We start from the raw sequence: 18,814 nt of genomic DNA on the forward strand, positions 1-18,814 counted from the left end.
CGTTTGATTACTCATCGAGTGTGGGCTCTTCAACGAAGTCGAGAACGTTCTTGCGGTTAGCTTGCATGCGCTCGTATTCTTCCTTAGAACCAACAATCAGTTTTTCGAACTCGCGAAGACCAGTACCGGCAGGAATCAGGTGACCGCAAATTACGTTCTCCTTCATACCTTCGAGGGTATCAACCTTGCCGCGGATAGCGGCCTCGTTGAGCACCTTGGTGGTCTCCTGGAACGATGCAGCCGACATGAACGACTTCGTCTGCAGAGCTGCACGGGTGATACCCTGCAGAATCTGGGTAGAAGTGGCGGGAACGGCATCACGTACCTGAACAAGACGAAGGTCGCGGCGCTTCAGTGAAGAGTTCTCATCGCGCAAACGGCGAGCAGTAACAATCTGACCAGCTTTCAGGGTCTCAGAATCACCGGCATCGGTAACCACCTTCTTACCCCAGATACGATCGTTCTCCTCAGAGAAGTCGAGCTTGTCAACAATCTCCTGCTCGAGGAATGATGTATCACCTGGATCATTGATCTGTACCTTACGCATCATCTGACGAACGATAATCTCAAAGTGCTTATCGTTAATCTTAATACCCTGCAAACGATACACATCCTGTACCTCGTTTACAATATACTCCTGTACAGCGGTGGGACCCTTGATGGCAAGAATGTCGCTCGGGGTGATAGCGCCGTCAGAAAGAGGAGTGCCAGCACGTACAGCATCGTGTTCCTGAACCAGAATCTGCTTAGACAGAGATACAAGGTACTTGCGCTGTTCGCCAGTCTTTGAAGTAACGATAATCTCACGGTTACCACGCTTTACCTTACCCATAGTTACCTCACCGTCGATTTCTGATACAACAGCAGGGTTAGATGGGTTACGAGCCTCAAACAGCTCAGTTACACGAGGCAGACCGGCGGTAATATCACCACCCTTGGCAGCAGCACGAGGAATCTTAACGAGGGTCTCACCGGTCTTCACGGTCTGACCATCCTCAACAACAACGTGACCACCCACAGGGAAGTTATAGGTACCAAGTACCTCGCCATTGGCATCAATGATATTACAGGTAGGTACCTTGGTCTTATCCTTAGACTCGGTAACAATCTTTTCAGTCAAGCCGGTCGTTTCGTCGGTCTCAGCACGGAAGGTGATGCCTTCGATAACATCATTGAACTTCAGTGTACCTGCATACTCGGTCACGATAACGGCATTGAAGGGGTCCCACTGGGCAACCTTCTCGCCCTTGCTGACCACGTCGCCAGTCTTATAATAGAGTGAAGAACCATAAGGAACGTTCACTGTAGAGAGAACAATCTTAGTATTGGGATCAACAAAACGAAGTTCACCCAGACGGCTCACTACCATCTCGCACATACGGCCATCCTCATCGAACGGAACGGTACGTACCTCTTCGAATTCCAGACGAGCAGACTCGTACTTAGAAACGATAGAAGCATTGGCAGCTGCGTTGGCAGCCACACCACCGGCGTGGAACGTACGAAGTGTAAGCTGAGTACCAGGCTCACCAATAGCCTGAGCAGCAATCACACCAACTGCCTCACCCTTCTGCACCATACGACGGGTTGCAAGGTTACGGCCATAGCACTTACGGCAAACACCCTTCTTCGACTCACAGGTGAGCACTGAGCGAATCTCAACGCTCTCGATTTCGGCCTTCTCAATCTCTTCTGCAAGTGCTTCAGTGATTTCCTCACCAGCAGGAACAATAACGTCGCCGGTCTTAGGATTAACAACATCGTGAACACTCACACGACCGAGGATACGCTCAGCCAGTGAAGAAATAACCTCATCACCACTCTTCAACGCAGTGCAGACAAGTCCGCGCAGTGTACCGCAGTCCTCTTCGTTGATAATCACATCGTGAGAAACGTCAACAAGACGACGAGTCAGATAACCAGCATCAGCAGTCTTCATAGCGGTATCAGCCAGACCCTTACGAGCACCGTGAGTAGAGATAAAGTACTCCAGCACGGACATACCCTCCTTAAAGTTAGAAAGAATTGGGTTCTCAATAATCTGGTGACCTTCGGCACCGGCCTTCTGAGGCTTAGCCATCAGACCACGGATACCAGACAACTGCTTAATCTGATCCTTACTACCACGAGCACCTGAGTCAAGCATCATGAATACAGCGTTGAAGCCCTGGTCGGCCTCGGTCATCTGCTTCATCAGGATGTTACCGATATCATTGTTCACGTGAGTCCAAGTATCGATAACCTGGTTGTAACGCTCGTTATCGGTAATGAAGCCCATGTTATAGTTATCAGTAATCTGCTGAACCTCTTCATTACCCTTGGCAATAAGGTCGGCCTTCTCCTTTGGAATGATGATATCATCAAGGTTAAATGACAGACCAGCGAGGTAAGCCATACGATAACCCAAGTTCTTAATACCATCAAGGAATTCACAAGCCTCGGCGAAACCAACGTTCTTGATAACATCAGCAATGATATCGCGCAGAGACTTCTTAGAAATAACTTTATTTACATAGCCTACTTCCTTAGGAACAATGCCATTGACAATTACACGTCCAACAGAGGTCTCTACCTGATGACGAATCTTCTTGCCTTCAACAACGTCGTCAACGATTACCTTCACCTGAGCGTGCAGATCGCACTTGCCTTCGTTGTGGGCAATGATAGCCTCTTCAGGACCATAGAATGAAAGACCTTCACCCTTAGCGCCTGGACGAATCTTTGTGATATAGTACAGACCGAGCACCATATCCTGAGAAGGAACGGTGATAGGAGCACCATTAGCAGGGTTCAGAATATTGTGGCTCTGGAGCATGAGCAACTGAGCCTCGAGGATAGCCTCGTTTGACAAGGGAAGGTGAACAGCCATCTGGTCACCGTCGAAGTCAGCGTTGAATGCGGTACAAGCCAATGGGTGCAACTGAATAGCCTTACCCTCAATCAGCTTAGGCTGGAAAGCCTGAATACCCAGACGGTGCAGTGTTGGTGCACGGTTGAGCAGTACAGGATGACCCTTCATCACATTCTCCAGGATATCCCAGATAACGGGCTCACGACGGTCAACGATCTTCTTAGCGCTCTTCACAGTCTTCACAATACCGCGCTCAATGAGCTTACGGATGATGAATGGCTTATAGAGCTCTGCAGCCATCAGTTTGGGCAGACCGCACTCACCCATCTTCAATTCAGGACCTACAACGATTACTGAACGAGCTGAATAGTCAACACGCTTACCGAGCAAGTTCTGACGGAAACGTCCCTGCTTACCTTTCAGTGAGTCAGAGAGTGACTTCAAAGGACGGTTAGAATCGCTCTTCACAGCTGAAGACTTACGGCTGTTGTCGAAGAGTGAGTCAACAGCTTCCTGCAACATACGCTTCTCGTTACGGAGAATCACTTCAGGAGCCTTAATTTCCATCAGACGCTTCAGTCGATTGTTACGAATGATAACGCGACGATAGAGGTCGTTCAGGTCAGAAGTTGCAAAGCGACCACCATCCAGTGGAACGAGAGGACGGAGTTCGGGAGGTGTCACAGGGATAATCTTCATGATCATCCACTCGGGACGGTTGATACCTTTCTCAACACTTGAACGGAAAGCCTCTACCACCTGTAAGCGCTTCAAAGCCTCATTCTTACGCTGCTGTGATGAATCAGTATTGGCACGATCGCGCAGTTCATAAGAGAGTGAATCGAGGTCAATCTGCTGCAGCAGTTCATACACAGCCTCTGCACCCATCTTAGCAACGAACTTGTTGGGATCGCTATCATCAAGCAAGTAGTTGTCTTCAGACAATTGGTTGTCTAAGATATCATTATATTCCTCTTCTGACAACAAGTCAAATTTCTGTGAACCAAGAACAGGATTGCCTTCAGCATCTTTACGACCCTCTAAGGCACCTGGCTGGATAACCACGTAGCGCTCATAATAGATGATGGCATCGAGTTTCTTGGTAGGAAGGCCAAGCAGATAACCGATCTTGTTGGGCAGACTACGGAAGTACCAGATATGAGCTACAGGCACCACCAATTCAATGTGACCACTACGCTCACGACGTACTTTCTTCTCAGTTACCTCAACACCGCAACGGTCGCACACAATACCTTTATAACGGATACGCTTGTACTTACCGCAGGCGCACTCATAATCCTTAGTAGGACCAAAGATACGCTCGCAGAACAAACCATCGCGCTCTGGCTTATAGGTGCGGTAGTTGATGGTCTCAGGCTTGGTCACCTCGCCAAATGAGTTTTCAAGGATTTCCTCAGGCGAAGCAAGTCCAATGGTAATTTTGGTAAAATTACTCTTTGTCTTTATATCTTTCTTGAAAGCCATAATTTTCTTTTTTCAATTATCAATTTTCAATTACCTTTAGTCGAGCTTCACGCTCAAGCCGAGACCACGCAATTCGTGGAGCAGCACGTTCAGCGACTCAGGAATACCAGGAGTTGGCATAGGATCACCCTTAACGATTGCTTCGTAAGCCTTAGAACGACCAACGGTATCGTCAGACTTAATGGTCAGAACCTCCTGCAGCACATGGCTTGCACCGAATGCCTCAAGAGCCCAAACCTCCATCTCACCAAAACGCTGACCACCGAACTGGGCTTTACCGCCAAGAGGCTGCTGAGTGATGAGTGAGTACGGACCGATAGAACGGGCGTGCATCTTGTCTTCAACCATGTGACCGAGTTTCAAGAAGTAGGTGATACCTACAGTAGCGGGCTGGTCGAAACGTTCACCGGTTTCACCATCATAGAGGTGAGTAGAACAGAGGTGAGGCAGACCGGCCTTGTCAGTCCATTCAGCAAGGTCCTCAAGTTTAGCACCATCAAAGATAGGAGTAGCAAACTTAACGCCGAGCTTCTTACCTGCTGCACCAAGGATAGCCTCAAAGATCTGTCCAAGGTTCATACGAGAAGGCACACCCAGTGGGTTCAGTACCAAGTCAACAGGACGACCATCCTCAAGGAATGGCATATCCTCCTGACGTACCACCTTTGAAACGATACCCTTGTTACCGTGACGACCAGCGAGTTTATCACCTACACCAATCTTACGTTTCTTAGCCACATAAACCTTGGCCATCTGCAGAATACCTGAAGGCAGTTCGTCACCAATAGTAATGGCAAACTTCTTACGCTTCATCTCGGCATCAAGCAGCTTGTACTTCTTCATATAGTTGATGATGAGCTGAGCGATGAGTTCGTTCTTGTGATCATCATTCGTCCACTTGTTGGTCTGGATATCACCATATTCCAGGTTCTTCAGAGCAGTAACAGTGAACTTAGAGCCCTTAGAGATAATCTCTGCACCAGTATAGTCCTTCACGCCCTGTGAAGTCTTACCCTTGGTCAGGGTCATCAGCTTATCAATCAGAATATCCTTCAAGTCCTCAACCTTTGCCTCATATTCCTCATCGATCTTAGCAAGGATCTGCTTATCCTGCATCTTGGTCTGACGTGTCTTGATAGCACGGGCGAAGAGCTTCTTGTCGATGATAACACCAGACAGAGAAGGATTTGCCTTCAATGAAGAATCCTTCACATCACCGGCCTTGTCACCGAAGATAGCACGAAGCAGTTTCTCTTCTGGTGAAGGATCGCTCTCACCCTTAGGTGAAATCTTACCAATCAGGATATCACCTGGCTCAACACGAGCACCAACACGGATGATACCATTCTCGTCCAGATCCTTGGTAGCTTCCTCACTTACGTTAGGAATATCAGCAGTGAACTCTTCTACGCCACGCTTGGTTTCACGTACATCAAGAGAATACTCGTCAACATGAACTGAAGTGAGCACGTCCTCACGAACGATACGCTCGTTCAATACGATAGCATCCTCATAGTTGTAACCCTTCCAAGGCATATAAGCCACCAACAGGTTACGGCCCAGTGCCAACTCACCATTTTCGGTAGCATAGCCCTCAGTCAGAATATCACCCTTCTTCACACGCTGTCCCTTATTACAGATAGGACGCAGGTCGATAGTCATATTCTGGTTGGTACGACGGAACTTAGCAATACGGTATTCCTTCAATGCAGGTTCAAAGCTTACGAACTCTTCATCCTCAGTACGATCGTAGAGAATACGAATGGTTGTAGCATCAACATATTCAATAACGCCATCGCCCTCGGCAGTAACCATAGTACGTGAGTCCTCACATACCTGCTTCTCAATACCAGTACCTACGATAGGAGCCTCATTATGAAGCAGAGGTACAGCCTGACGCATCATGTTAGATCCCATCAGAGCACGGTGAGCATCATCATGCTCCAAGAAAGGAATCAGCGAAGCAGCGATAGAAGCAATCTGCTGAGGTGACACATCCATCAGGTCAACATCTGTTGGAGGCACAACGGGGAAGTCGGCATCCTGACGACATTTTACTACAGGACGGATGAAGGTGCCATCATCATTCAGCGGAGCATTACCCTGACCAATGATATGTTCAGATTCTTCCTCTGCAGTCAGATAAACGATACCATCGTCATTCAGGTTGGCAATACCATTCTCCACCTTACGATAAGGAGTCTGTATAAAGCCGAGCTCATTAATCTTAGCATATACACACAGTGAAGAAATCAGACCAATGTTAGGACCTTCAGGGCTCTCAATTGGGCAGAGACGACCATAGTGTGTATAGTGTACGTCACGTACCTCAAAACCGGCACGCTCACGTGACAGACCGCCAGGACCTAGAGCAGAGAGACGACGCTTGTGCGTAACCTCAGCCAAGGGGTTGGTCTGATCCATGAACTGTGACAGAGGATTAGTACCGAAGAACGAATTGATCACGCTTGAGATAGTCTTAGCGTTAATCAGATCGGTTGGAGTGAACACCTCATTGTCACGAACGTTCATGCGCTCACGAATGGTGCGGTTCATACGAGCCAGACCAATCGAGAACTGATTGCTCAGCTGCTCACCTACAGTACGTACGCGACGGTTTGACAAGTGGTCGATATCGTCAACGGTAGCCTTAGAGTTAATCAGCTGAATGAGATACTTAATAATCTCAATAATATCTTCTTTAGTCAGAACGCGAACATCCATATCGGTGTTGAGTCCCAACTTCTTGTTAATTCTGTAACGGCCTACATCACCCAGATCATAGCGTTTGTCAGAGAAGAACAAGTTCTGGATAACCTCACGAGCACTGGCATCATCGGCAGGATCAGCATTACGCAACTGACGATAGATGTAGAGCACAGCCTCCTTCTCAGAGTTACTGGGGTCCTTAGCCAATGTATTGAAGATAATGCTATAGTCCTGAGCAACACTCTCATCCTTATGAACAAGAATTGTCTGAGCACCACTCTCAAGAATATCCATCATATTCTCTTCAGTGATTTCAGTCTCACGGTCCATAATAACCTCGTTACGCTCAATAGAAACTACTTCACCAGTATCCTCATCAACGAAATCCTCATTCCAACTCTTCAGTACGCGGGCAGCCAGACGACATCCGAGCACCTTCTTCAGAGCGGCCTTATTAACCTTCACTTCCTCTGCAAGATCGAAAATTTTCAGAATATCCTTATCAGTTTCGAAACCGATAGCACGCAACAGGGTAGTAACAGGCAACTTCTTCTTACGGTCGATGTAAGCATACATCACATTATTGATATCGGTAGCAAACTCAATCCATGAGCCCTTAAATGGAATAATACGGGCTGAATATAAGAGTGTACCATTAGCATGTACATTCTGACCAAAGAAAACACCGGGTGAACGATGCAACTGAGAAACGACAACGCGCTCAGCACCATTAATAACAAAAGTGCCATTAGCCGTCATATAAGGAATCGGTCCCAGGAACACGTCCTGAATCACTGTGGGGAAATCCACATGGTCAGGATCGGTGCAATACAGTTTCAGCTTAGCCTTCAAGGGCACGCTATAGGTAAGACCACGCTCCAGACATTCGTCAATCGTGTAGCGAGGCGGGTCAATATAGTAATCCAAGAACTCAAGAACAAAGCTGTTACGAGTATCGGTGATAGGGAAGTTCTCTGCGAACACCTTATACAAACCGTCGTTCTTGCGTTCTTCAGGCGGAGTGTCCAACTGCAGAAAGTCCTTAAAAGACTTTAATTGCACATCCAGGAAATCCGGTAACGGCATCGGATTCTTGACGCTGCCAAAATTTACTCTGTTGTCTATTACTTTTGAAGCCATAAAAAATATTGTAGTTATTGTTTCCTAGTGAAACCAGTGATACTAGTCATACTAGATATACTAGTTTTTGACTAGAAAAGACAAGAAAAGGTTAGGAACCCTCGACTGGAGAGTCCCTAACCAAAATTATTGTTGTTTTCTGAATTACTTCAGCTCAACCTCGGCACCAGCGGCCTCGATAGCCTTCTTAAGGTTCTCAGCCTCTTCCTTAGCCAGACCTTCCTTAACGGTAGCGGGAGCACCGTCAACGAGATCCTTAGCTTCCTTCAGACCAAGGCCACAAGCTTCCTTAACGGCCTTAACAACCTGCAGCTTGTTAGCGCCAGCAGCCTTCAGGATTACATCGAAAGATGTCTTCTCTTCAGCAGCGGGGGCAGCGCCACCAGCAGCGGGACCAGCAGCTACAGCAACGGCTGCAGCAGCAGGCTCAATTCCATACTCGTCCTTCAGGACTGTTGCCAACTCGTTAACTTCTTTTACAGTAAGGTTTACCAACTCTTCTGCAATAGCTTTAATATCTGCCATTTTATTTAAATTTTTAATTGTTTTTAATGTTAATGTGATAAAGTCTTCGCTTATTTGTTACGCTCAGCGATTGCGTCGAGGATACCATGAATCTTGCCACCGGCATTGAGTCCAGAAACAACGTTCTTGATCGGCGACTGCAGCAGAGCCACAACATCGGCGATAAGTTCGTTCTTGCTCTTGATAGCAACGAGTTCTTCGAGCTTATCAGCACCAACGAAGATACTTTCTTCAGCATAGGCGCCCTTAAGAGCGGGAATACCTTCTTTTTTATACTCCTTCAGGAGTTTAGCAGGTACGTTTGCTGTCTCAGCGAACATCACAGCAGTATTACCCTTCAAGCAGTCATACAGAGGTTCGAAATCAATCTCCGAAGCTTCGAAAGCTTTGTGGAGCAGGGTGTTTTTAACAACCACCAGTTTGATATCGTTCTTAAAGCACTTACGACGCAAGTCGCTAGTCTTCTCTGCATCCAGTCCAGTAAGGTCAACGAGGTAGAAATGGGGATACTTCTTCAGTTTCTCACCAAGTTCTACAATGATAGTATCTTTTAATTCCTTTTTCATTTGTCTAATCTTTTAACGAGTTATTCAACTGATTTAGGATCTATCTTGATACCCTTACTCATTGTGCTTGATATAAAGATACTCTTGATATATGTACCTTTTGCAGCAGCGGGCTTCAGCTTAATGATAGTAGAGATAAACTCTTTAGCATTCTCGAAGATCTGATCAGCAGTAAAAGAAATCTTACCGATTGAGGTATGAACAATACCAGTCTTATCGACCTTGAAATCGATCTTACCCTGCTTCACTTCCTTCACAGCCTTAGCCACATCCATTGTAACTGTACCGCTCTTTGGGTTAGGCATCAAGCCACGAGGACCGAGTACACGACCCAAGGGACCCAGCTTACCCATGCATGAGGGCATAGTAATGATAACATCAACATCGGTCCAACCGCCTTTGATCTTTTCGATATACTCATCGAGACCAACATAGTCAGCACCAGCTTCCTTAGCGGCAGCCTCCTGATCAGGAGTACAGAGAGCGAGCACACGTGTAACCTTACCAGTTCCGTTAGGCAGCGAAACAACGCCGCGAACCATCTGGTTGGCCTTACGAGGATCTACGCCCAAGCGAACATCAACATCAACTGAAGCTTCAAACTTAGTCGTAGTGATTTCTTTCACGAGACTAGCTGCTTCCTTCAATGTGTAGGCTTTCCCTGCTTCAACCTTATCAGCGACCAACTTTTGATTTTTTGTCAGTTTACTCATTGTCTTTTAAAATTGAAGTTATTGTTATTTACCAGGGAACTCCCCTTGTACAGTGATACCCATGCTACGAGCTGTACCAGCAATCACTTTCATTGCAGACTCAACAGTGAAGCAGTTCAAATCAGGAAGTTTATCCTCAGCGATAGCACGAACCTGATCCCAAGTTATAGTAGCTACCTTCTTACGGTTAGGCTCAGCAGAGCCGCTCTTTACCTTAGCTGCTTCCAACAGCTGAACAGCTGCAGGAGGAGTCTTAATAACGAAACTGAATGACTTGTCAGTGTAGTATGTGATAACGACAGGAAGAACCTTACCTGCCTTATCCTGGGTTCTGGCGTTGAACTCTTTGCAGAATCCCATGATATTAATACCCTTTGAACCCAGAGCAGGTCCTACGGGAGGCGAGGGATTCGCAGCGCCACCTTTAATCTGTAATTTGATTAATCCAGCAACTTCTTTAGCCATTTCTGTTTGTAAATTAAAAAATTGATTTCATATAAGCCAAGGCGTGGAAGCCACCTGTGACCGTATACTAGAACGACGTACGTAACAATTACGTCTTATTCTTTCTCTACTTGATTAAATCCTAATTCCAATGGAGTCTTACGACCGAAAATCTTAACCATCACCTTCAGCTTACGCTTTTCAGCATTCACCTCTTCAATGACACCACTGAATCCGCTGAAAGGTCCATCTGTAACCTTCACTGCCTCATCAACCTCATAAGGAACATTCACTTCCTCAGTTCTGATTGCAGTTTCCTCAGCAGTACCAAGGATACGATTAATATCGGCTTGTCTAACGGGACTTGGATTGTCCATACCTCCAAGGAATCCAAGAACATTAGGGATGAATCTCAATGTATGAGCCACTTCACCATCAAGTTGTGCTTCAACCAAAACATAGCCAGGCAAGAAGAGCTTCTCTTTCACCACACGCTTACCGTTACGTAATTGTGCATACTTCTCTGTAGGCAGCAGAATCTGGCCAACATGATCAGCCAGCATCTGATTGTTTCTCATCAAAGCCTCCAGATACTCTTTAACCTTAGCTTCTTTGCCACTTACGGCTTTAAGCACATACCATTTCTTTCCTGTCTCTGCCATTTCTATTTCTCAGCTTACAGTATTAAGCTCCAAAACTATATATGAACAGCATCAAGTGCTGGAAAATGGTATCTAGAATCCATACTACTACAGCAATAACAAGAGATGCAACAAGCACCACTGAAGCGCTCTGCATCAACTCTTTCTGCGTAGGCCATGTTACCTCGTGTGCCAGCTCGTTGTAGCACAACTTGCAATAGTTAACAAACTTATTCATCTCTAATTCTATTATTGCACGGGAAGGAGGACTCGAACCCACGACCCTCGGTTTTGGAGACCGATGCTCTACCAACTGAGCTATTCCCGTAAGTAAGCCCCCACCCATGAGCGGGGGCTTGATGTTTATGAGGTGCTAGTACTACTAGTTTAACTAGTTAGACTAGATTCCGTCTCAGATTAATCCTCGAATACCTCTGTGATCTGGCCTGAACCTACGGTACGACCACCCTCACGGATAGCGAAACGCAGACCCTTGTTCAGAGCAACAGCGTAGATCAGCTCAACAGTGATCTCAACGTTGTCACCAGGCATTACCATCTCAACGCCCTCGGGCAGGTGAATCTCACCGGTGCAGTCCATAGTGCGGAGGTAGAACTGAGGACGATACTTGTTTCCGAATGGAGTGTGACGACCACCCTCTTCCTTCTTCAGAACGTAGATAGAAGCCTTGAACTTCTTGAAAGGCTTGATCTGTCCGGGATGGCAGAGTACCATACCACGCTTGATCTCGTTCTTATCGATACCGCGGAGCAGCAGACCTACGTTATCACCAGCCTGACCCTCATCGAGGAGCTTGCGGAACATCTCAACACCAGTTACAACTGAGTTCTTATCCTCACCCAGACCGAGCAGCTCAACAGCGTCACCAACGTGGATAACACCAGTCTCGATACGGCCGGTAGCAACAGTACCACGACCAGTGATTGAGAATACGTCCTCAACAGGCATCAAGAAAGGTTTGTCGGTAGCACGAGGAGGCTCCTGAATCCAAGTATCACAAGTGTTCATCAGTTCCATAACCTTCTCTTCCCACTTAGCAACACCATTCAGAGCACCGAGTGCAGAACCACGGATGATAGGAGTATCCTCTTCGAACTCGTACTGCTCGAGGATCTCACGAACCTCCATCTCAACGAGCTCCAGCATTTCCTCATCATCAACCATATCGCACTTGTTCAGGAATACTACCAAACGAGGAACGTTTACCTGACGAGCGAGCAGAACGTGCTCACGAGTCTGAGGCATAGGACCATCAGTAGCAGCTACAACCAGGATAGCACCGTCCATCTGAGCAGCACCAGTTACCATGTTCTTTACATAGTCAGCGTGTCCTGGGCAGTCAACGTGAGCGTAGTGACGTTTTGCAGTCTCGTACTCTACGTGAGCGGTGTTAATAGTGATACCACGCTCCTTTTCCTCAGGAGCATTGTCGATCTGGTCGAACGACTTAACTTCAGAAAGACCCTGCTTAGCCAGAACGGTAGTAATAGCAGCGGTCAGAGTGGTCTTACCGTGGTCAACGTGACCGATAGTACCAATGTTTACGTGCGGTTTGGTACGCACAAAGGTTTCTTTTGCCATTGTTGTAAATTATTAAATTTATGAGTATACTTATGTTTTTGCTCCTCCTATCGTCTCAAAGAGCTGTAACTGAGAGTTGAACTCAGGACCTCTTCCTTACCAAGGAAGTGCTCTACCACTGAGCTATTACAGCATTGTTATAGAGCGGAAAACGGGGCTCAAACCCGCGACCCCCAGCTTGGAAGGCTAGTGCTCTATCAACTGAGCTATTTCCGCAAAAACAACTTCTCTGTGAGAGTGGGAGGTGATGGATTCGAACCACCGAAGTCGAAAGACAACAGATTTACAGTCTGCCCCATTTGGCCGCTCTGGAAACCTCCCTCTATGTTTTGCGTCCCAACTCTGTCGTGAACCTCACTCAATTGACGATCACCTTATCTTGAGCCTCTTGTCGGATTCGAACCAACGACCCCGAGATTACAAATCACGTGCTCTGGCCAACTGAGCTAAAGAGGCTTTCTTAAGCAGCCGCTCTCGTTTCAGATTTACGACCTGTTGGAAAACGGCTGCAAAGTTACGACTTATTTTCGAATTACCAAAACTTTTCCGAGTTTTTTTTAGTAATTTCTCGATTTTTCCTTAATTTTCTGCAGTTGCACCCTCAAAGCATCCACACAGAGGTCAACCCCCTCTTCAAATGTGTCACTAACCTTTTCTACATGAACAGGTGAGTTGCCTGGTATAATCACAGTCAGACTCGTCTCCTTATTCTCTGCTGTAGCGGGTTTAACAACTTTCAATTGCACCTCTACTTTCTGTATATCTTCGTAAGTTTTTTCTAATTTGGCGACTTTTTTCTCAATAAACGCCTCTAACTTTTCGGTAGCGTCGAAATGGATCGACTGAATCTTAATTTCCATAGTCTTTGCTGTTTTAATAGTTAAACTATAAAGGTTCTTCGCTCCCCCGCGGGTGAGCATCTTTGTAAACTCGTTTTAACTGCTCAAACGTTGTGTGAGTATAGATTTCTGTAGTTTGCAGACTCTCATGTCCCAACAACTGCCTAACATTTTCCAGTCCGGCATCGTGATTGAGCATTGCTGTGGCAAAAGTATGTCTTAATACGTGAGGCGAACGTTTCTTCATGAAGGTAACCTTCGAGAGTTGTGTTCTCACCTCGGAATAGACTTGACCACCAGTCATCCTGTTGCCACGCATATTCAGGAACAATGCAGTTGAATTTCGCTTCACTTGCTCATTTCGCACTTCCACATAATGTTTCAGTGCTTCGCAGAGTTCCTGTCCGAAAGGGATATATCGCTGCTTGTTGCGTTTTCCGGTAACCTTCAGCTGACAACTATCGAAATCGACATCCTTATCGTCAAGCCCTACCAGTTCGCTCCGTCTCAACCCAGCTTCGTATAATAATAATATAATTGTACGCGCACGTACATCTTTATAGCTATCACTCCACTCTTGCTGGTCGAGGAGTTTGTCCATGTCTTTTTCCTTCAAGAATTGCGGAAGCGGTTTTTGCTTCTTTGGCCCCACTATAGCATAAGCAGGATCGCGTTCCAGAAGTTTTCTTGACACAGCGAAACGGAAGAAAGAATGAAGGGCAGCCAGATCTGCATTTACAGACGTTGCTTTATTGCCCTTATCCATCAATGTTTCCATCCATCCTCTGATGAGATCTGCATCGATTGAAGCCCATGTCAGCGAACCATCCCTATTCTGGAAGTACGTCTGAAAGTCCCGAAGACTCCGTTCGTACCTTTCTACCGTTAGCGGACTTCTATTCCGCTCGTAGCGCAGATAATCCAGGAACCGTTCAATCATCTAGTGCTTCATCCTTTTCGGCAACGAATTTACGGAAATTTTATGAAACCACCAAATTTTCGTCAGAATTTTTTACTCTTCGGTAGCACGAAGTTTCTGTACGTAGACGGCGTGTTCCATCTTCAGGCGCTTCAGAACAGAGGGCTTGTCAAACTGCTGACGACGACGCAGCTCTTTAACGACACCAGTCTTTTCGAACTTTCTCTTGAACTTCTTGAGGGCCTTCTCAATGTTTTCGCCTTCTTTTACAGGTACAATAATCATGTTTTTTGATTTTAAAATATAAATTGTTAGACATTAAAATAGCACACGCCTGCGCAAGCGCACGCGAAATGCGGGTGCAAAATTACAACTTATTTACCAAATAACCAAGCTTTTAGCCGATTTTTGCACTAAAACGAACAAAAATCGACCTACAACGGTTGATAAGCTCTCTTATTTTTCTTTGTCCAATGTAACAACTACATACTCTGAGCGTGTTCCGATACGATATTTACCGCCCCAGATTCCGAGTCCTGAGCTGACATAATAGCGTGTATTTCCTTTTTGATATTCTCCGAAGGCACATTCATACACTGCATTCGTTATCCACGAAATGGGCCAAACCTGTCCGTAGTGGGTATGTCCGCTGAACTGGAAATCGATTCCCGCCTGTTCAGCCATTTCGAGATGATAGGGCTGATGATCGAGTAAGATGGTAAAGCGGCTCATATCTGCTTTCTGAACCAATTGACTCACCTCAGCACGGTGCTGGTTGGTGCGGTCGTCACGCCCTATGATGCACAAATCGCCCACAACGACAGCACTGTCGCGCAACAGGTTGATGCCAGCCTCTTTGATGAATCGCTGTGCGGCCGGTTCGCTGCTATAATATTCATGATTACCCAGACAGGCATATACAGGAGCCTCTATGCGCCTCAGTTCTTCAGCCATATTCTCTTCCATCAGCGGGCGAATACTCATGTCTATCACGTCGCCGGCTATCAGCACCAAGTCAGGGTGCTCTTCATTGATCATATCCACCCACCGTTTCAGTTCCTTTCTCGGATTATGGTATCCGAGATGCAAATCACTGGCCATCACCAGTTTCAGCGGCTTAGCCAACGGCTTCGAGGTAGTCAGTGCCAGAGGCACTCTCACTTTCTGATAATACTTGATATTGCCAAAGAGGAATACGAAGAACAGTCCGATGGCAATCGCTGAAGTGGCATAATAATTCTGATACATCCACTGTCGAGGCACCAGATGAACAAGTCTGCCTAAGTCGAGCACAATGAATATCAGGGCCAGATAGAGCAAGACGAACAGCGACGACGATCCGACATCATAGCTCCATCGTGCCATCCACATTGGCAGTCGGTCGATATATCGGCCGATATTCAAAAACAACATCAGAAACGAAGCCACGAGTGCCCCAATAATTATTGTACGCCAAAGTGCTGACAGTGGTACGATATTCCACACATGCCAACCTATATAGCAAATGCCCAACACGGGCAGTAACATAAAGATAATCATCCACATAGTTCTAAATTTTTGGGTGCAAAAGTAAGCATTAATTTTCAGAAAATACCAGAAAACATCAAAAAGCGCAGCATTTGGACAATTGTCAAATGACAGTTTAACAGAAATTTGTGCAGTTCGATTATTTATAGTACCTTTGTCCCAACAAAAAACCTAAACCCAGTAGTAATAATGAAAAAACTCTATTTTCTTGTCCTCACTATGCTGACCGTACTGTCAGCAGGGGCACAACAACTCACCTCTTTTGTCGATCCGCTGATAGGCTCTGGCGGCCACGGCCATGTATTTGTCGGAGCCAACGTTCCTTTTGGCATGGTCCAGCTTGGCCCTATCGAGAAATCACGCGGATGGGACTGGACCTCCGGCTATCACTATAGCGATTCCATCATTGTCGGTTTCTCCCACCTCCACCTCAACGGTACCGGCTGCGGTGATTTGGGCGACATCGCTTTTCTCCCTGTCAGCAATGCCCAACAGCGTGAGATTCGTTTCACACACGATCAAGAGGCTGTACGCCCAGGCTATTATCTCCTCGACACCCGCGATGTGGCTATTGAGCTTACTGCCACCAAGCGTGTTGGCATGCATCGCTATTCATTCCGTCAGAACCACGGCCAGTTGCGCATTGACCTGAACGAAGGTGTGGGCGATATACTCCTGGCGGCCGATCTGCGACAGGTGGACGACTGCACCATCGAGGGCTATCGCAAGTCGCGCGGCTGGGCTCCACGCCAGGAAGTGTATTTCTCTGCCACTTTCAACACGCCCGTACGTCTTTGGGAACCACAGCCTGGCGAAGGTCTCGTTGACCTGCTCGACACCAGCAATCCCGTACTCGTCAAAGTGGCTCTTTCTCCTGTGAGCAGCGAGAAAGCCCGACAGAACATGGAAGCCGAACTGCCCGGTTGGGACTTTGACAAAGTATGTGAGGATGCCGACAAAGCCTGGGAGCGTGAACTGGCACGAGTGAGAATCGAGACCAGCAATGCTCAGGATCGCAAGATCTTCTACACCTCTATGTATCATCTGATGGTTGCCCCCTCAGAATTCTGCGATGTTGACCTCCAATATCGCGGTAGCGACGGTCGTGTATATGATGGCGATTTCACCAACTACACCACCCTATCCCTTTGGGACACCTACCGTGCCTTCCATCCTCTCATGACGCTGATCTATCCTGAGCTTCAGGCCGATTATGCCGAAACCTTTATCAAGATTTTCGAACAGCAGGGCCGTCTGCCCATCTGGCACCTCTGGGGTTCCGAGACCGACTGCATGGTAGGCTCTTCGGCTGTTCCTGTATTGGCCGACCTTGTACTCAAAGGTTTTGTGCGCGATCCCGAACAGGCTTTCCGTGCCATGAAGGTATCACAGTTGCAGAATGTCCGTTCGCTGGGTTTGCTCAAGCAGTATGGCTATATCCCTTATGACAAAGAGCCTTCCAACGAAACTGTTGCCAAAGCCTTGGAGTACTGTCTCGATGAAGACGGTCTGGCACAAGTAGCCAAGCAACTGGGGCATGAGGAGGATTACACCTATTTCTTCAATCGCAGTCGTTCGTACGAGAAATATTTCGATCGTGAACTTCAGTTCATGCGTGCCTTGGGCAGTGACGGCAATTTCCGCTCAGAGTTTGACCCCATCAAAGTGATTCATCGTGCCGATGACTATACCGAAGGCAATGCCTGGCAATATACATGGCTTGTTCCTCACGATGTTCATGGCCTCATCTCCCTGTTTGGTGGCGAGCAGTCATTTCTGAAAAAGCTCGATGAGTTTTTTGTCACCGAGGGTGACATGGGTCCAGAGGCATCCCCCGACATCAGTGGTTTCATTGGCCAGTATGCCCACGGCAATGAACCCAGCCACCACATCATCTACCTTTACAACTATGCCGGTCAGCCTTGGAAGGCAGCACCCAAGCTGCGCTATGTCATGCGTCAGCTCTACCATGCTGCTCCCGACGGTCTCTGCGGCAATGAAGATGTTGGTCAGATGTCAGCCTGGTATATTCTGTCGTCTCTCGGTCTGTATCAGGTAGAACCCAGTGGTGGCCGTTTCATTCTTGGCACACCTCTCTTCCCCAAGGCCGAGGTCAGCGTAGGTCAGGGCAAGACCGTTCGCATCACCGCCCGCAACCTGAGCGACAAGAACATCTATGTTCAGGGAGTGCGTCTCAACGGTAAGAAGTACACAAAGACCTATATCGACTTTGCCACACTCAGCAAAGGTGCCACCATCGAGTTCCAGATGGGCGCCCGTCCGTCTAAGTGGGGAACGGCTGCTGATGACCGTCCATAGGAAAAAGGATGACTCTCCCCGTCCTGTGAGGGAGGGATGTGTATAGACCAAAAAGTATATATATACGCTCCGAGAGTGAATATTTATTACGTCAAAGCGCGTGAGAATCGCACGGAATTCACCAACTCCTACTTCGGACTTCTCTGCGCGAATTATGAGTGGGTTGCGAGTAATTCGCAACCCACTGTATTTTAAACACTTACAAATCTCACATCAAAAAAAGCGCCTTTTCACCGTAAAAAGCTCCCGAAAACAGGTTGCAATTGAACGGTAGTTATACCATAACTGAATAAAAACTATACTGCAACCACCATTCAGTTATGACACAATTGCCATTTAGTTTCGGTATAAAACTCAAAGGATTACGGTATAAGATTTACTCAGTTGCGATAAAATGGACGTTTTATTGAAACTTTGACCATTTTTCGTTGTCTCTCCGTTCTAGATTGCGATTTTTTGTTGCACAAATTTCCGAAGGCAGAAGTGAATAGATATGCAAGAAAAGATAGATTTTGAAAATAGATTTGGGGCTTT

The 18,814-nt window shown here is 46.9% G+C and carries 14 protein-coding genes and 5 tRNA genes; 1 reads left to right on the forward strand and 18 read right to left on the reverse strand.

What is annotated here, in order from left to right; translation table 11 throughout:
- Positions 1-7: 7 nt before the first annotated feature.
- The 18 genes from rpoC to L6475_RS11990 form a co-directional block, all read right to left on the reverse strand.
- Positions 8-4,336 (reverse strand): DNA-directed RNA polymerase subunit beta', encoded by a 4,329-nt coding sequence (gene rpoC, locus L6475_RS11905; protein WP_237820326.1) that lies wholly within the window; start codon positions 4,334-4,336, stop codon positions 8-10.
- A gap of 36 nt (positions 4,337-4,372) precedes the next feature.
- Entirely contained in the window at positions 4,373-8,185 is a 3,813-nt protein-coding gene (gene rpoB, locus L6475_RS11910; RefSeq protein ID WP_237820328.1) for a DNA-directed RNA polymerase subunit beta, read from the reverse strand.
- Positions 8,186-8,329: 144 nt separating this feature from the next.
- On the reverse strand, positions 8,330-8,710 hold the full coding sequence (gene rplL, locus L6475_RS11915) for a 50S ribosomal protein L7/L12 (RefSeq protein WP_237820330.1): 381 nt from the start codon (positions 8,708-8,710) through the stop codon (positions 8,330-8,332).
- A 50-nt stretch (positions 8,711-8,760) separates the two neighbouring features.
- Positions 8,761-9,276: a 50S ribosomal protein L10 gene (rplJ, locus tag L6475_RS11920; RefSeq protein ID WP_237820332.1), complete on the reverse strand. Its 516-nt coding sequence runs from the start codon at positions 9,274-9,276 to the stop codon at positions 8,761-8,763.
- Between the two features lie 20 nt (positions 9,277-9,296).
- Positions 9,297-9,989 carry a 50S ribosomal protein L1 gene (gene rplA / locus L6475_RS11925; protein ID WP_237820334.1) on the reverse strand — a complete coding sequence of 231 codons (693 nt, stop codon included), beginning with the start codon at positions 9,987-9,989 and terminating at the stop codon, positions 9,297-9,299.
- A gap of 24 nt (positions 9,990-10,013) precedes the next feature.
- Positions 10,014-10,454, reverse strand: a complete 441-nt coding sequence (rplK, locus tag L6475_RS11930; protein ID WP_237820336.1) for a 50S ribosomal protein L11 — start codon at positions 10,452-10,454, stop codon at positions 10,014-10,016.
- A gap of 95 nt (positions 10,455-10,549) precedes the next feature.
- Positions 10,550-11,095 (reverse strand): transcription termination/antitermination protein NusG, encoded by a 546-nt coding sequence (nusG, locus tag L6475_RS11935; RefSeq protein WP_237820338.1) that lies wholly within the window; start codon positions 11,093-11,095, stop codon positions 10,550-10,552.
- 22 nt (positions 11,096-11,117) lie between these two features.
- Positions 11,118-11,312, reverse strand: coding sequence for a preprotein translocase subunit SecE (secE, locus tag L6475_RS11940; RefSeq protein ID WP_237820340.1), 195 nt, complete (start codon positions 11,310-11,312; stop codon positions 11,118-11,120).
- 17 nt (positions 11,313-11,329) lie between these two features.
- A tRNA-Trp gene (locus L6475_RS11945) sits at positions 11,330-11,402 on the reverse strand.
- 89 nt (positions 11,403-11,491) lie between these two features.
- Entirely contained in the window at positions 11,492-12,676 is a 1,185-nt protein-coding gene (gene tuf / locus L6475_RS11950; RefSeq protein WP_237820342.1) for an elongation factor Tu, read from the reverse strand.
- A gap of 61 nt (positions 12,677-12,737) precedes the next feature.
- A tRNA-Thr gene (locus tag L6475_RS11955) sits at positions 12,738-12,809 on the reverse strand.
- A gap of 10 nt (positions 12,810-12,819) precedes the next feature.
- Positions 12,820-12,892, reverse strand: a tRNA-Gly gene (locus L6475_RS11960).
- A gap of 22 nt (positions 12,893-12,914) precedes the next feature.
- A tRNA-Tyr gene (locus L6475_RS11965) sits at positions 12,915-12,997 on the reverse strand.
- A gap of 61 nt (positions 12,998-13,058) precedes the next feature.
- A tRNA-Thr gene (locus L6475_RS11970) sits at positions 13,059-13,132 on the reverse strand.
- A 101-nt stretch (positions 13,133-13,233) separates the two neighbouring features.
- A complete protein-coding gene (gene hpf, locus L6475_RS11975; protein WP_237820344.1) occupies positions 13,234-13,536 on the reverse strand; it encodes a ribosome hibernation-promoting factor, HPF/YfiA family in 303 nt (100 codons plus the stop codon).
- 25 nt (positions 13,537-13,561) lie between these two features.
- Entirely contained in the window at positions 13,562-14,455 is an 894-nt protein-coding gene (locus L6475_RS11980; RefSeq protein WP_237820346.1) for a tyrosine-type recombinase/integrase, read from the reverse strand.
- Positions 14,456-14,527: 72 nt separating this feature from the next.
- Complete coding sequence (gene rpsU, locus L6475_RS11985) at positions 14,528-14,719, reverse strand: 30S ribosomal protein S21 (protein WP_092067229.1); 192 nt, start codon at positions 14,717-14,719, stop codon at positions 14,528-14,530.
- 171 nt (positions 14,720-14,890) lie between these two features.
- Positions 14,891-15,979, reverse strand: a complete 1,089-nt coding sequence (locus L6475_RS11990) for a metallophosphoesterase (protein WP_237820348.1) — start codon at positions 15,977-15,979, stop codon at positions 14,891-14,893.
- A gap of 171 nt (positions 15,980-16,150) precedes the next feature.
- On the opposite strand from L6475_RS11990, the gene L6475_RS11995 reads away from it, so the two are divergent.
- Positions 16,151-18,280, forward strand: a complete 2,130-nt coding sequence (locus L6475_RS11995; protein ID WP_237820350.1) for a GH92 family glycosyl hydrolase — start codon at positions 16,151-16,153, stop codon at positions 18,278-18,280.
- The last annotated feature ends 534 nt before the right edge of the window (positions 18,281-18,814 follow it).

It is taken from the genome of Prevotella sp. E9-3 (assembly GCF_022024015.1).
Taxonomy (GTDB): Bacteria; Bacteroidota; Bacteroidia; order Bacteroidales; family Bacteroidaceae; genus Prevotella.

Coding starts and splice junctions, on each gene's coding strand:
- L6475_RS11990 (WP_237820348.1), bottom strand. CDS start 15,979: ATGTGGATGATTATCTTTATGTTACTGCCCGTGTTGGGCATTTGCTAT.
- L6475_RS11995 (WP_237820350.1), top strand. CDS start 16,151: ATGAAAAAACTCTATTTTCTTGTCCTCACTATGCTGACCGTACTGTCA.
- tuf (WP_237820342.1), bottom strand. CDS start 12,676: ATGGCAAAAGAAACCTTTGTGCGTACCAAACCGCACGTAAACATTGGT.
- rpsU (WP_092067229.1), bottom strand. CDS start 14,719: ATGATTATTGTACCTGTAAAAGAAGGCGAAAACATTGAGAAGGCCCTC.
- rplJ (WP_237820332.1), bottom strand. CDS start 9,276: ATGAAAAAGGAATTAAAAGATACTATCATTGTAGAACTTGGTGAGAAA.
- hpf (WP_237820344.1), bottom strand. CDS start 13,536: ATGGAAATTAAGATTCAGTCGATCCATTTCGACGCTACCGAAAAGTTA.
- L6475_RS11980 (WP_237820346.1), bottom strand. CDS start 14,455: ATGATTGAACGGTTCCTGGATTATCTGCGCTACGAGCGGAATAGAAGT.
- rpoB (WP_237820328.1), bottom strand. CDS start 8,185: ATGGCTTCAAAAGTAATAGACAACAGAGTAAATTTTGGCAGCGTCAAG.
- secE (WP_237820340.1), bottom strand. CDS start 11,312: ATGAATAAGTTTGTTAACTATTGCAAGTTGTGCTACAACGAGCTGGCA.
- rplA (WP_237820334.1), bottom strand. CDS start 9,989: ATGAGTAAACTGACAAAAAATCAAAAGTTGGTCGCTGATAAGGTTGAA.
- rpoC (WP_237820326.1), bottom strand. CDS start 4,336: ATGGCTTTCAAGAAAGATATAAAGACAAAGAGTAATTTTACCAAAATT.
- nusG (WP_237820338.1), bottom strand. CDS start 11,095: ATGGCAGAGACAGGAAAGAAATGGTATGTGCTTAAAGCCGTAAGTGGC.
- rplK (WP_237820336.1), bottom strand. CDS start 10,454: ATGGCTAAAGAAGTTGCTGGATTAATCAAATTACAGATTAAAGGTGGC.
- rplL (WP_237820330.1), bottom strand. CDS start 8,710: ATGGCAGATATTAAAGCTATTGCAGAAGAGTTGGTAAACCTTACTGTA.